Below are 14,357 nucleotides of genomic sequence, written 5' to 3'. Positions count from 1 at the left end.
CCGATGACGTCGTTGACCTGCTCAACGCCCATTTCACGCTGATGAACCAGGCAATCGGCGCGGAAGGTGGCAATATCGACAAATATGCCGGCGACAGTGTGATGGCTTTCTGGGGCGCTCCGGCTGAACGCCCGGACCACGCCGCCGCCTGCCTGCGGGCTGCAAGACGCATAGCGAACCTGATCCGGGAAGATAACCAGAAACGTGTCGCGCAGGGCGAGGAGCCCATCCATATCCGCATCGGGATTGCGACGGGTACCGCCATCGTCGGCAATATCGGTGCCCCGGACCGGGTCAATTACACGATCGTCGGTGATACGGTGAATGTGGCGAACCGGCTGGAGCAATTAGGCAAGCAGGTCGCGCCGGAAGCGGATGTGTGCGTTCTTATCGTTGCGGAAACGGCAATATCCGCCGGAAACCCCAAGAATATTTCCGATGCCGGCCTGTTCGAATTGCGTGGCCGCACCGGTGCCGTCCAGGTTTTCCGGCTGGATCTCGACGCCGAGGCAGACAAACCCTCCTGAAGAGCATTTCTTCCGTCCGTATTCGCGTCTCCCGCGTGAGTCCGCTAAGCTTTTCCCGGGGGCGGCACGAAAGCGCCGTCAGGGAGGAAAGCAAAAATGAAAATCAAATCAGTCGACGTCATTCCCCTGCAAATTCCGTTCGAGGATGGAAGCGCCGGGACCGGCTTGATGCCGACCAAATGGACGAATCTCGATATCGTACTTGTCCGGATCGAGACGGAAGACGGCATTGTCGGGTGGGGAGACGGGTTCGCTTATTCCTGCCGTCGGGCAATAGCAGCGGCAATCGAGGACATGGTTGCCCCCCTTATCATCGGCCGAGAAATAGAGGACATCGCCGCTTTGAATTCAGAGCTGCAACTGCGCCTCCATCTGCATGGCCGGTATGGCATCACCATGTTTGCCATATCCGCTGTCGATATCGCACTCTGGGATATCGAGGCGAAGCGCGAGAGAGCGTCACTGGCCAAATTGCTGACGATGCGGCCTAGAACCACCCTGCCCGCATATGCCAGTTTGGTGCGGTATGGAGAACCCGACCTGGTTCGGTCCTTCGCAGCCAAGGTTGCCGGTGAAGGCTACAAAACGGTCAAACTGCATGAAATCTCGCTCGATGCCATCAAGGCTGGCCGTCAGGGCGCGGGGCTGGAGACCAAGCTTGCGACGGACGTGAACTGCAACTGGTCGATGGAGCAGGCACACGAGATCATGCCGCATATGCGGCGTCTGGGTCTCTACTGGGTTGAAGAGCCGGTATTCCCGCCGGACGACGCTGAAACACTGGGAACACTCCAGGCGGAATATGGTGTTGCCATTGCCAGCGGCGAGAATGCCTGCACCTCGGTGGAGTTCACCCGCACGGCACCCCGCATCAAGTACCTACAGCCGAGTGTGACCAAGGTCGGTGGTATCAGCGAGTTCCTCAGGGTATGCGATGTTGCCGAGGAATATGGTGCGTCGGTGATGCCGCATGCTCCCTATTTCGGTCCCGGTTACTGGGCAACGATCCAGCTTATGGCCGCGCGCGAGATCTGCGAGCAATTCGAGCATCTCTACATAGAACCCGCGGCCTATCTCGACCCGGAGATCCCGCTTCCGTCCGCTGGAGAGGTTCAGGTTCCGGATCGCCCGGGCATCGGCTTCGAGCCGGACATGGACGTGATTGAAAGATTCAGACTCTAGGCAACAGCCTGTAACGAGCGAAGATCACAGATCTTTCGCCCGTTCACGCAACACGAACTTCTGAATCTTGCCGGTAGAAGTCTTGGGCAGATCACCGAAGATGATGGTGCGCGGCGTCTTGAAAGACGCCATGTGCTCACGGCACCAGGCCATGACTTCTACCGCGCCGATCTCGCCCGCGCCCGGTGCGGCCGTGACGAAGGCGCAAGGCGTTTCACCCCATTTCTCATCAGGCTTGGCAACCACGGCCGCTTCCATGATTTTCGGGTGTTTGTAGAGCACCTCCTCGACCTCCAGAGACGAAATGTTCTCACCGCCGGAGATGATGATGTCCTTAGAGCGATCCTTGACCTCGGCATAGCCATCGGGATGCAGAACCGCGAGATCGCCGGTCCGGAACCAGCCATCGCCCAACGCTTCCGACGTTGCTGCCGGGTTCTTCAGATAGCCCTTCATTACCGTATTGCCGCGCAGGCACAGCTCGCCAATCGTCTCCCCGTCCGCCGGTACGGCCTCTCCGGTATCGGGATTACTCACCCGCATGCCTTCCAGTGTCGGGTAATAGACACCCTGCCGGGCCATACGCTGGGCCTTGGCGTCCAACTCAAGCTCATCCCATTCCGGCGGCCAGGCGCAGATCGTCGAGGGACCGTAGGTCTCGGTCAGGCCGTAGAGATGGGTGACCGAAAAGCCCATCGTCTCCATGGCGGAGATCACCGCGCTCGGCGGGGCGGCACCTCCGGTGGCGATGTTCACGCGCTGGGAGAACGCTTTCTTCTGTTCCGCCGGGGCGTGAATCAGCATGGTCAGCACAATCGGCGCCGCGCACATGTGACTGACGCCATGCTCGGCGATCTGCTCGAAAATCAGCGCCGGGTCGACCTTTCGCAGGCAGACATGCGTACCGCCGACCGCCGTTACCCCCCAAGTATAGGTCCAGCCGTTGCAATGGAACATCGGCAGCGTCCAGAGATAGCTGCAGCCGGAGGTCAGACCGAAGGCAATGGCATTGCCCATCGCGTTCAGGTACGCGCCGCGATGGTGATAGACCACGCCTTTCGGGTTCCCGGTGGTCCCGGATGTGTAATTGAGCGACATGGACTGCCACTCATCCGTGGGGCGCGGCCAGTCCGGCGCGGGCTCTCCCTCGGCAAGCAGTTCCTCGTATTCCTTCTCGCCAAGGGACTTGCCGCCTTCGGCCAGCGGATCGTCAATCCAGATTACCGGCGGCGGATTGTCGATCTGCGCCAGCGCCTCTTCCATCACCGGCGCGAACTCCTTGTCCACCAGCACCAGCTTTGACTCGGCATGGCCGAGGATAAAGGAGATTGTCGCGGCATCGAGGCGGGTATTGATGGCATTCAGAACCGCGCCCGCCATGGGAATACCATAGTGCGATTCGAGCATTGCCGGCGTGTTCGGCGCCAGCACGGAAACCGCATCCCCCTGCCCGATGCCACGCTTGCGAAGAGCGTCGGCCAAGCGTCTGCTGCGGTTCAGAAAATCACCATATGTCCGGCGCAGATCGCCGTGAACAATAGCCACCTTTTCGGGAAATGTTGCGCCCGCGCGTTCCAGAAAATCGGAGGGCGTCAGCGCCGCATAGTTCGCCCGATTTCTCTCAAGTCCTGTTTCAAAGATCGACATGACCGCCCGCAAATGTTTCCCTGTCCCGATTGCGAGACATGGTTTCTTTGTTTCGATAACCCGTCAAGCATGCGGAAAGCGATATGCTTGATCGCACCACGAAACCGAGACCTAACGGACCCTGGAGCCGGACTATGACCCAGATCGATATTTTCTCCGACGTAATTTGCCCGTGGTGCTTCATCGGCAAGCGACGTCTCGAACGGGCATTGAAGGCGCGGCCGCTTCCGAGCCTGACCATCCAGTGGCGGGCCTTCCAGCTGAATCCGGAAATGCCGACCGAAGGCATGGACCGGCAGGCCTATCTCGAAAGCAAGTTCGGCGGCCCTGACCGGGCAACCCAGATTTACGACAATATCCGCCGCATGGGCGATGCCGAGGGGATAGATTTCCGTTTCGATCTGATCCAGCGCACGCCGAACACGGTGCTGGCGCATCGCACGATCAATCTTGCAACCGTCATGGGCACTGCGGACGCATTGGTGGAGCGCATGTTCAATGCTTACTTCACCAAGGGCGTTGATATCGGCGATATCGACAAGCTGGTGGAACTGGCCGAACAGTCAGGCATGAAGCCGGACGATACCCGTGAATGGCTCGAAAGCACCGGTGGGACCAGCGAAGTGATGGCGGAGACACGTTTCGCCTATGAAAATGGCATCAACGGCGTGCCTTGCTTCATCTTCAACCGGCAATATGCGGTCTCCGGCGCGCAGGAGCCGGAAGCCTTCTTCCCGCTGTTCGATATGGACAATTCTGACGATACCGTCGTAGCCAATCAGGCCTAGCTGCCGAAGACTTTCTTCAGAAGTTCCGTTGAACGGGCGGTCGGATTGTTCCGGATCGCCTTTTCCTCAAGCGCGAGATAGTGAAACAGGCCCTCCAGGGCCTTGCCGACTACATGAGTCGTGAGTTGAGCTTTCGCGTCGGGAACAAAGGGGATCTTCGCGTACTGCCCGATAAAGGCGTTATAGCTCTTCACAACACCGACTTCGGCCATGGCATCCTGCACAACCGGGGTAAAGCGCGCCGTCAGCGTGTCGCTGGTCCGCTGCTGGAACCAGCGTGTGGCGGAATCGTCAGGGCCCTGATAGATGGATTTCACATCTTCCAGGCTCATCGACGAAATGGCGTCGCTGAATATTTCTCCGGCTTCCGGCGCCGCAGCTTCGGCCGCCCGGTTCATCCTCAATTCCAGATCGTCGGCAAGAGAGCCAAAACCGGCGGTATCGAGGAGCTTTTGCGCTGTTTGCAAACTCTCCGGGAGCGGGATATGCACCGCGCTGTCACCGAAATAGCCGTTTGTTGTGCTGAGTTGGGAGACGATCTTCCGGGTGCCGACACTGAGCGCCTCCTTCAGACCGGCAAAGATGGTTTCGTTATCCAGACCAGTCCCCCCGGACCCTGCCTGGTCACTACCGCCCAACGATTTCAATAGCCCCTTTGCCGTTCCGAATATGTCGGTTTGGGCCTTGGCCGTGCTTGCCATGACTGTTGCGCTTAACAGAACAGAGGCACCAAGAAAGCCACGGCGGGAATACAGTTGCTCAATCGTCGGCATATCGTCTCTTCGCGGTTAGGGAGCCAGTGCTGCATAGCGGCTCAAACACATCACATCATCTGACTGGTTATCGCCTTATGCGGGCGATTGTGATCATCAGATGTGGCTAAACCATTAAGCAGATCCGAGAATGCTGCAACTCCGTCCGGATTGCGAGCTTTGAGCCGCGACCAGCGCCACACTGAAACTGACCCAGCCTAGAATTCGGTCCGGAAATGATTTTTCCAGAGAGCGGCATTGGAGATCTTGCGGCGCTCGACCTGTGCCAGAGCCTCCTCGACCGAGCCCTGTCCATCCGCCGCGCCATGTGTCCCCCACTGGCGCAGCCGTTCTGTGTACCATGCCGTAACGCCGCCTGGCGGCCTTGAGGAAAATCGAGGAAAAACAGATTCTTCACCGGTTTCCCTCAACCATTTTCCGGGTAGCGCCGGATCAAGCACGAGAGCACGTGCCAGCCCAACCATGTCTACGGCACCGGACGACAATGCCTCTTCGGCTTCCGCCTTTTTCTTGAAACCGCCAGCCGTCATCAACGGCTTACCGGTGCGGTTTCGGGCCATCCGGGCGAAGTCGAGGAAATATGGCCCGGCTTTGGTGCCATCACTGGCGGCAGCCGCCCCCGGAAAATAGGCGCCGCCGCTGATATCGATCAGGTCTATTTCCGTCTCCTCCAGCATCGCGACAAGGTCGAGCGCTTCCGCCTCTTCAATACCACCCGCAAGCTGATCGGTTGCATTGATCTTCACGGCCACGGGGAATCCGGGACCGACAGTAGAGCGCACCGACGCGATGATCTCGAGCAACAATTGCGCGCGCCGCTCTGGACTGCCGCCCCAGCGGTCGGTTCTGCGATTGAACAGCGGCGACAGGAACTGGTTCAGCAGGAATCCGTGTGCAGCATGGATTTCAACACCGGTAAAGCCAGCGGACCGGGCATTCAGTGCGGCTTTTGCATAGATGTCAGGAAGCGCCCCGACCTCTTCCGCTGTCATTTCGACGGCGTGAATACCCGATACATCCAGAACCGATGGCGCTTTCGCCGGACCGGACACTGGCACCGCCAGAGCACCCGCATGGCCGAGCTGAGCCCAGAAATGGGTGCCGTTCGCGGTTGCCGCCTCAGCCAGGGCATGGAAGTGTTTGATCTCCCGCAACGGCTCAAGCACGAGATTTCCGTAATTCTCCGGTGCCCAGGGGCCGATCTGGGTCTCGCCGACCAGAGACATCGCAGCCCCGCCAGCGGCCCAAAGACCGTACAACCGTTGCTGCGCTTCTGTAGGGGAGCCGCAGCCATCGCCGAGATCGTCGGACATCGCGGCCTTGGCGATACGGTTCTTCAGGACCACTCCGCAAGGCAAATGAAGGTGATCGTCAAGCCCCGGCATGAGTTATCGGTTCTCCGAAAGGGAGCTGGGGCAAATACCGAAACAGCGCTTGAATGCCGTGGTGAAATTTCCGGGTGACGTATATCCCGCGAGGTAGGCGGCCTCTGCGATGGAGGCCCCATCCCGTTCCATTGCCTGCCGTGCAATCTCCAGCATGAAAGTACGGATATAACGTCCGGGAGGCATGCCGCGCGCGGTCATGATCAACCGCCGAAGCGCGTTGAGGCTCAACCCCACGCTTTTACTCAGCTCGAAGGCGGAAATGGCTTCCCCGGAGCGGGAGATCAAAACACGCTCTATCTCGCTCAGACGGGCCCTGTCATGCTGCCGCAAATTCCCTTTCGGCTCTGCCACATGGGCGTCGCTAAAACGTGAGAGCGCCTCGGCGACGAGGTCGAGCGCGCGGCTCTCCAGATAAAGACGGCGATGAAAGTCGGGTGCAGCCGGGGCTGACAGGATCTGCTCCGCGAGGGCGATGCTATGGGCCGACGGGGACCAGCTCTCGATCCGGAGACACTCTTCCGCAAACCGCATAACGGGCTTGAAATCCTCGCCGCTTTTGCGCGCCAGCTCATCAAGCCACTCGGAGGTCATGGTGATATTGACCTTGCGAAGACGATCGCCGCGCCGGCCGTTTCTGACAAAACGCTGTGGTACAGAATGGGCTCTCAGGGACGAGACAGCCTGCCAGGACTTCGACACCGTGTCATAGGACGGCATCGGAATTTCAATGCCTCCGATTGATGCTTCGACGCCCCCCTGAAGGAAGATGGACAGGACGAGTCCAGGCTTGCAAAGATTCTCTATCGTGAGGTCTTTCTGGTCTTCCGTGTCGGCGAAATGGAGAAACAATCCCGGCTGGAGATCCACATGCCCGATATTGCCGCGCAAGACATTCGCGTTGAGATCAAGTTCCGGCGTGAAGGTTCTGTTCGGCACAAGCCCGGCGTTGCGAACGAAGTGTCCGCGCGTGACATAGTTGTTTTTGTGATTGCTTGATACGAACATTATGAGCGGAACCCGAATGGACCCTTTAGTTTTCATCTGACAATCGGGGGCCGATTGCAAGACTTATCGGGATTTCCCCTCTTCTCCTACCGCGCGGAAAGCATCCGGACCGACGGCGAATTCCAGCGCCTGATAGAAGGCCGGATAATTTGCGGCGGCGTGTCCGAGGCCGGAATAGATATCGAAACTCACCTGGATCGCACCGTTGATCTTCGCTAATGCCTCGGCGAGGTCTTTGGTATTTCCAACCATCCTGTTGTTTTTAAGCCAGACCTTCCTGTTCTCTAACGCTTTACCTTTTTGAGCCCGCCATCCCGTAGGCGTTTCCTCAAGGCGTCCAACCGTCAGGCGCAAGGGTATTTTCCGGCTCACCGAGCGCGCTGTCTGTTCCTGGAATGCTATCAGCTTGTCACTTGTCTCCCGGTCTCCGAACCAGAGTGACGGGCTTGATGCGACATAGCGGTCGAAGGCGTCAGCACGGGTAAGCAACGCATGCAGGACCAGAAGGCCACCCAGCGAATGACCGGCGAGGGTTTCGGCCCTATCGTCAACCGGATAGCGCGCCGCTATGAAGGGCTTGATCTCGTCGATCAACACATCGAGGAATGCATCGCCCCCTCCGGTCTTGGGCCAAGGCAGACCATTCGGCCTCTTCGGCAGCTTGCCGATATCCGTGGGCGGCGTGAGATCGTAGATTCTGCGTTTGAGATGATCTTCGGGAGCCGCATATCCAATCCCGACGACAAGCGGTGGCGCCCGTTTTACGCGCCGCGCGGACATGGTCACGTTCCGGGCCATATCGGCCAGTGCAATGAAGGATATGTCGGCATCGAATGCATACAGGACCGGAAAACCCTCGTCTGGTGGAGGGACGTCCGGAACCGAGACATAGAGCCTGAGGGCGATATCAAGTTTTTCGGGCTGAAACTGGTGCACAAAGGCATTTGGAACGACGAGCGGCTCGGCATCCGCCTCCGTAACCGCGTGCGCGGAATGGGGTTCGAAGGCGGAGAACGTCATGAGAACCAACACGAATGCCAGAGTTCGGGATAGGCGAAACCCGGAGCAAAAGAGGCTCTCCGTGGTTCCGCCGGTCAGGTTTTGTCGCATTTCAGCGCGCACTTTGCCGGTTCCGTACACTCTAGAACGTGGTCGTGAGCCGAAGTTTGAAGGTACGCGGCTTTCCGTAAAAATTGAAAACCGAGGTACCGCCGACCCGCTCGTAATATTTCTCGTCGAGAATATTATCGATATTGATGGCCAGCTTGAAACTATCGTTAATCTTGTAGCTGGCGAACGTGTCGAAGACCACATATCCGGGCGCTTCAATGGTCGTTCCGCGCGAGACCGAATAGAAGTCGGAGAATGCCCGCATTCCGCCGCCGAGCGAGAGACCGTCCAGCATTCCGGAGCTGCTGTCGAAGGAGTATTTGCTCCAGAGCTGGACCATGTGTTCCGGGGTGTAGGTGCTGAACACCTCGCCGTCGTCCAGGTTCTCGGATTCCGTATAGGTATAGCCAGCCATGACGGACCAGTTCGGGAGAGGGTTTCCGGAAACTTCCAGATCGACACCCCGGACCCTGACTTTTCCCTGCGCCAGGGAGGAACCCGTGTTGTCCGGATCGGAGACCGCCCGATTGGTATCCTCTATCCAGAAATAGGCGGCGGTAACGTTCAGTGCATTGCCGAAGAACTGGCTCTTGACGCCGCCCTCGTACTGCTGCCCTTCGCGGGGATCAATGATGTTGCCCGAGACATCCGTGTCGGACTGCGGCTGGAAGATGGTGGTGTAGGAGCCGTAGACGGTTGCGTAATCCGTAATGTCGTACGTGACGCCGGCATAGGGAGTGAATTCGTTGTCGATATCGATGCGATCCGTCACAGCGCCGGTATTGTTGTTCGTCGTGCTGGACTCATACCAGGACAGGCGGCCGCCCCCGATCAGGGTCAGACGATCCACCGGATTGACGCGCAGCTGGCTATAGATGCCGACTTGGCTCGGGTCCGAGGTCGTGTCCGTCGTGTAGGACACATCCGGCTCGGCGACAGACGTATTCCAGTTGTAGAGGTTGAACGTCCCGCCGATCGTTCCGCGGCCCTGCTGCATATCGCTCTCGACCTTGCGGTAATCCACACCGGCAATGACATTGTGGACTTGGCCGAACAATTCGAACGGTTTGCTCACATGCGCGTCGGCGGCGAAAGAACTCTCGTCGAATGTGCGCCCCAGATAGCTCATTCCCGAAACATCGCCGTTGGTATCGGCTGCACTGGCCGCGTATCCGTAAAGAAAGTCCACGTCCCGGTCCGAATAGCGGGTCGAAGCCTTTATATGGCCGCCATCCGCGAATTTGTGCTCCAACTCGGCGATATAGTCGGTGACGTTATTTTCGAAATTGTTCCACCCCGTCCCGGTCGTTGTCGACACATCAACATCGAGCAAAGTGCCGTCGGCCAGCGTCGGCAAACCGTTGAACGGCGAAATATCCCGCTCCATGTGACTGAGGCTGAAGGTAAAAGTCGTGTCTTCCGTCAGATCCGCCTGGACGGTGCCGTACCCAACGCCGACCTCGTTGTCCACACTGTCCACCCAGCTGTCCTGAGTCTGGTAAGCGGCAACAACCCGCCCGCGGATACGGCCGTTTTCGGTGAGCGGGCTCGTGACATCCACATCACCACGATAATTGTCGTAAGAGCCGCCGGTAATGGAGGCCGAGCCGCCAAACGTGTCCTTGGCCTGCTTCAGGCGCATGTTGATAGCGCCCGTCGGCTCGCCGCTTCCTCCGAAAAGCCCTGACGGGCCGCGCAGAATCTCGACATGATCCACAATCGCCATATCCGGCTGGGTTCCGTAGATACTGGAGAGAGGCGCCGGCAGGCCATTGAAGTACAGGACATCGTACTCGAAGCCGCGCGAGAAGAGGCTTGAGCGGCCGTCATCATTGCTGAGCACCACGACACCCGGCGTTTCGCGAAGAGTGGTGTCGAGGGACGTGTATCCGCCATCCTCAAGCTTCTCACGGGTTATGACGTGCGTTGACTGGGGAATTTCCCGAGCGGTCAGAACTTCCTTTTCCCCAACGCTGACCAGATCGCTGGTGTAGCTGCCGGTGCCCTCGGTTTCGTAGCTCGATCCCTGAACCGTGATCGTGTCTAGCTTGGCTTCCTCGGCCTTGGCGCCAATGCTGGCAATGGAAAGGATCGTGCTGGCCAGAAGTATCGACCTTAAGGCCCTTCGCCGTTCGAAATTCCCCGCCATTTTCATGATTCCCCTCATGTCGTCCGCCTGATGCCCGTGTCCAGGCTGTTGCTAAACTCGAGTCTGTTAAGACATGCGGGAACCTATATTCCTGCCGAGGAGCGCCTCAAGGTCGGAGGGGTTTGAGAAATGATCGATTTATTATGCGAATTATTCGCATTAGCAGTTTATGGGCATCAAAACGCTGTGCATCGCTTTGGGTCGGAAGCTCAGGTCGCGATCGAAACCAGTTCCTGCATCAGCCCGGTCAAGCCGCGCACCCGCACATCCTTCTGCTCCCACGCCCGGCGATAGACCAGCTTGTGGTCCGGCCGGAGCTGAACACTGCCGGCCTGTTTGGCGATGAAACCGACAAGACCACGCGGATTGGCGAAATCGTTGTTCCGGAATGTAAGAACGGCGCCTTTCGGCCCGGCATCCACCCGCTCGACCCCGGCCAGCTTGCAGAGCTGCTTGATGGCGATGATCTTCAGCAGGTTCTCGACTTCCGGTGGCAGAGTGCCGAAGCGGTCCGCCAGCTCGGCCGCGAAGCTGTCGATCTCCGCCTCGTCCACCAGATTGGCGATACGCCGGTAAAGACTGAGCCGGACGGTCAGGTCCTGCACATAGTTTTCCGGGATGAGGACAGGCGTGCCGAGGGAGATCTGCGGCGTCCATTGTTCCTCCGGCTCCATGCTCTCGAAGCCCCCTTCCCGCGCCGCCTGCACGGCTTCCTGCAACAGGTGCTGGTAGAGCTCGATGCCGACTTCCTTCACCTGACCGGACTGTTCCTCGCCCAGCAAATTACCGGCGCCACGGATATCCATGTCGTGGCTGGCAAGGCTGAACCCGGCACCGAGACTGTCGAGGGTCTGCATCACCTCAAGCCGGCGCTTGGCGTCCGCCGTCAGGATCTTGGTCGGGTGCGTGGTCAGATAGGCATAGGCCCGGGTCTTGGAGCGTCCAACACGGCCACGCAGCTGATAGAGCTGCGCCAGGCCGAACATGTCCGACCGGTGAATGATGATGGTGTTCGCGTTCGGGATGTCGAGGCCGGACTCAACGATATTGGTGCTGAGCAGGATATCGTAAGCCCCGTCGCAGAACTTGGTCATGACATCTTCAAGCTCGGTCGGACTCATCCGGCCATGCGCCGTGGCGACGCGGACTTCGGGCACAAGCTGGGTCAGCCGGTCATGCATGCGCGGCAGATCGTCGAGGCGCGGGCAGACATAGAAGGTCTGACCGCCGCGATAATGCTCCCGCATGATGGCTTCGCGAATGACCAGACCGTCATAGGGCATGACGAAGGTGCGCACCGCCAGCCGGTCGACCGGCGGGGTTGTGATCAGGCTCATCTGCCGGACCCCGCTCAGTGCCATTTGCAATGTGCGCGGGATTGGCGTCGCGGTCAGGGTCAGCACGTGGATAGCCGAGCGCAGCTCCTTCAGACGTTCCTTCTGGGCGACGCCGAAATGTTGCTCCTCGTCGACGATCACCATGCCGAGATTGGAAAATTTTATGCTCTTCGCCAGAACGGCATGGGTGCCGACGACGATGCTGCAATCGCCGTTCGCCAGTTCTTCCTTGATGGCCGTCTGTTCCTTCGCCGGAACCATCCGGGAAAGTTGCCGCACCTTGACCGGAAGGCCCTTGAAACGCTCCCTGAACTGGCTGAAATGCTGCCGTGCGAGAAGCGTTGTCGGCACCACGACGGCTACCTGATAGCCCTGCATGGCAACGACCAGAGCCGCGCGCAACGCCACCTCGGTCTTGCCGAAACCAACATCGCCGCAGACCAGCCGATCCATTGGCCGGCCCTTGTTCAGGTCGTCCAGCGTCTCTTCGATGGCGCGGAGCTGGTCGTCCGTCTCTGTATAGGGGAACTTGGCACAGAACTCGTCATAAACGCCGGTTGGTGCCGGAACCGGATCGGTCTCTCTAACCTCGCGCTCGGCGGCCAGCCGGATCAGTTGCTCCGCCATGTCGCGCAGGCGTTTCTTGACCCTGGCCTTGCGGGCCTGCCAGGCGGCGCCGCCAAGTTTATCCAGTTGCCCACCCGACTCCTGAGAGCCGTAGCGGGACAGCACGTCGATACTCTCAACCGGGACAAACAGCTTGTCTCCGCCGAGATAGAGCAGCCGCAGACAATCATGCGGCGCACCGCCGATTTCCAGGGTTTCCAGTCCGTCATACTGGCCGATTCCGTGCTCCACATGGACCACGTAATCGCCTTCATTCAGGGCGGAAACTTCCTGCAGGAATTCTTCGCCCCGGCGTCCGCGCCGGATTGACGGCCGGGCCAGCCGCTCGCCGAGAATATCCTGCTCGGCGATGCAGAGCAGATCGTCGCTGGCAAAACCTTGCTCCAGAGGGAGCACTACGGCACCGGCCGTGCCTTTCGGAAGCTTCTGGGCCTCCTTCCAGGTGCCAACCGGCTCCAGCCGTTCCAGGCCGTGCTCGTGCAGCAGGGAGACCAGCCGGTCCCGGGAGCCGCTGGTATATCCGGCAACCAATACCCGGCGATCTTCCGGCTCGCCCAGAATGCGGTCGCGCACGGCGGCATAGAGATCAATATCCGGCCGGGCCCGCGCTTCGGCGAAACCGACACCGCCATGCCCGCCGCAATCAAGAACCGTAGCCCCGTCGGCAGAACTTTCCGGCAGGTCGAACGGCGTGAAGCGGGCGCTTGGCAGGGCATTTTCGAGGCTCTGCCAGTCGCGTTCATTGAGATAGAGACTGTCCGGAGGCAACGGCCGATAGACGCTGCCGCCGTCGGGCGTGCCGCGGTCATAAAGGCTTTTGCGGGCCTCGTAATATTCCTGGATGAGGTCGAAACGCGCACTCATCGCCGCGTCAGCCTGATGATCGAAGGTCACCGGCGTCGCGCCCGTGTAATCGATCAGGGTCTCCAGATCCTCATGGAACAGCGGCAGCCAGTGCTCCATGCCAACATGGCGGCGGCCCTCGCTGATCGCCTCGTAGAGCGGGTCTTTGGAAATTTCTCCGCCGAAATTGGTGCGATAACCGGAGCGGAAGCGTTTGATGCCCTCTTCATCCAGCCGGAACTCCCCGACCGGGAAAATCTCGAAGGCGTCCAGCTTGCCCGTCGTGCGCTGGCTGACGGGATCGAAGGAGCGAATTGTTTCCAGCTCGTCACCGAAGAAATCGAGCCGCAACGGCTCTTCCGCGCCAGGCGGGAAGACGTCGATGATACCGCCGCGCACCGCGTATTCCCCGGCCTCCCGGACCGTCGCCGCGCGGGTGTAGCCGTTTGCCTCGAAAAACCGGGCGATATCCTCGACCGGCTTGTTGTCTCCCGGTTTCAGGGCCAGGCCGACATCGGTGAAAAAGCTGCGCGGCGGAACACGCTGCAGCAGGGCATTCACCGTTGTCAGCATCACCGCGCCGCCGGAAAGTCCCGTTGAAGCGAGTCGCGCAAGTGTCTCAACCCGTTGACTTATCAGATCGCCATGCGGGGAAACGCGGTCATAGGGCAGGCAATCCCAGGCGGGCAGGCTCAGTACCGTCTGCTCCGGCGCGAAGAAGCCGAGCGACTGGCGCAAAACCGCAAGGCGCGAGTCGTCCCGCGCCACATGCAGGACGCCGCCATGAGCCGCCGCAATCTCAAGCAGCACTCGGGCGTCATGGCCTTCGGGCACGGATGAAAAGGCGGCAGGCCCCGACTTAGAAAGGACAGGTTTGTTGTAAATCAAAAGACTATTCAACGAGTTTGAAGTTGCGGATCATGTCGAGGATGGGCGTTTCATATTCCTCCGGCGCTTCTTCCTGGCCGGTAATCCACTTGT

General features: G+C 59.4%; 10 protein-coding genes. 3 read left to right on the top strand and 7 right to left on the bottom strand.

The annotated features are described in order from the left end of the window. Both AAC126_RS18630 and AAC126_RS18625 read left to right on the top strand, forming a co-directional pair. Positions 1–527 (top strand): adenylate/guanylate cyclase domain-containing protein (locus AAC126_RS18630; RefSeq protein WP_339856115.1); only part of this gene is annotated, 527 nt, incomplete at its 5' end. 96 nt (positions 528–623) lie between these two features. Continuing rightward, positions 624–1,709: a mandelate racemase/muconate lactonizing enzyme family protein gene (locus tag AAC126_RS18625; protein WP_339856112.1), complete on the top strand. Its 1,086-nt coding sequence runs from the start codon at positions 624–626 to the stop codon at positions 1,707–1,709. A gap of 24 nt (positions 1,710–1,733) precedes the next feature. Here the strand turns inward: AAC126_RS18625 and AAC126_RS18620 are convergent, their stop codons facing one another. Continuing rightward, positions 1,734–3,356, bottom strand: coding sequence for an acyl-CoA synthetase (locus AAC126_RS18620; RefSeq protein WP_339856109.1), 1,623 nt, complete (start codon positions 3,354–3,356; stop codon positions 1,734–1,736). Positions 3,357–3,490: 134 nt separating this feature from the next. Between AAC126_RS18620 and AAC126_RS18615 the strand changes: the two genes are divergently transcribed. After that, positions 3,491–4,144: a DsbA family oxidoreductase gene (locus AAC126_RS18615; protein ID WP_339856107.1), complete on the top strand. Its 654-nt coding sequence runs from the start codon at positions 3,491–3,493 to the stop codon at positions 4,142–4,144. On the opposite strand, the gene AAC126_RS18610 is transcribed toward AAC126_RS18615, so the two are convergent. From AAC126_RS18610 to mfd, 6 genes are all read right to left on the bottom strand, one after another. After that, positions 4,141–4,917, bottom strand: a complete 777-nt coding sequence (locus tag AAC126_RS18610; protein ID WP_339856106.1) for a DUF4197 domain-containing protein — start codon at positions 4,915–4,917, stop codon at positions 4,141–4,143. The genes AAC126_RS18615 and AAC126_RS18610 overlap by 4 nt on opposite strands. A gap of 197 nt (positions 4,918–5,114) precedes the next feature. After that, on the bottom strand, positions 5,115–6,302 hold the full coding sequence (locus AAC126_RS18605) for an oxidoreductase (RefSeq protein WP_339856104.1): 1,188 nt from the start codon (positions 6,300–6,302) through the stop codon (positions 5,115–5,117). 3 nt (positions 6,303–6,305) lie between these two features. Beyond that, positions 6,306–7,310 carry an AraC family transcriptional regulator gene (locus AAC126_RS18600; protein ID WP_339856102.1) on the bottom strand — a complete coding sequence of 335 codons (1,005 nt, stop codon included), beginning with the start codon at positions 7,308–7,310 and terminating at the stop codon, positions 6,306–6,308. Positions 7,311–7,373: 63 nt separating this feature from the next. Then, positions 7,374–8,330 (bottom strand): alpha/beta hydrolase-fold protein, encoded by a 957-nt coding sequence (locus AAC126_RS18595; RefSeq protein ID WP_339856100.1) that lies wholly within the window; start codon positions 8,328–8,330, stop codon positions 7,374–7,376. A 121-nt stretch (positions 8,331–8,451) separates the two neighbouring features. Continuing rightward, positions 8,452–10,569, bottom strand: a complete 2,118-nt coding sequence (locus AAC126_RS18590; RefSeq protein ID WP_339856098.1) for a TonB-dependent siderophore receptor — start codon at positions 10,567–10,569, stop codon at positions 8,452–8,454. 209 nt (positions 10,570–10,778) lie between these two features. Beyond that, complete coding sequence (gene mfd / locus AAC126_RS18585; protein WP_339856096.1) at positions 10,779–14,186, bottom strand: transcription-repair coupling factor; 3,408 nt, start codon at positions 14,184–14,186, stop codon at positions 10,779–10,781. Positions 14,187–14,357 lie beyond the last annotated feature (171 nt).

This window comes from uncultured Nisaea sp. (assembly GCF_963974195.1).
Taxonomy (GTDB): domain Bacteria; phylum Pseudomonadota; class Alphaproteobacteria; order Thalassobaculales; family Thalassobaculaceae; genus Nisaea.
The sequence above is the reverse complement of the archived record's forward strand: the minus strand, read 5'-3'. Positions and strand labels throughout refer to the sequence as shown.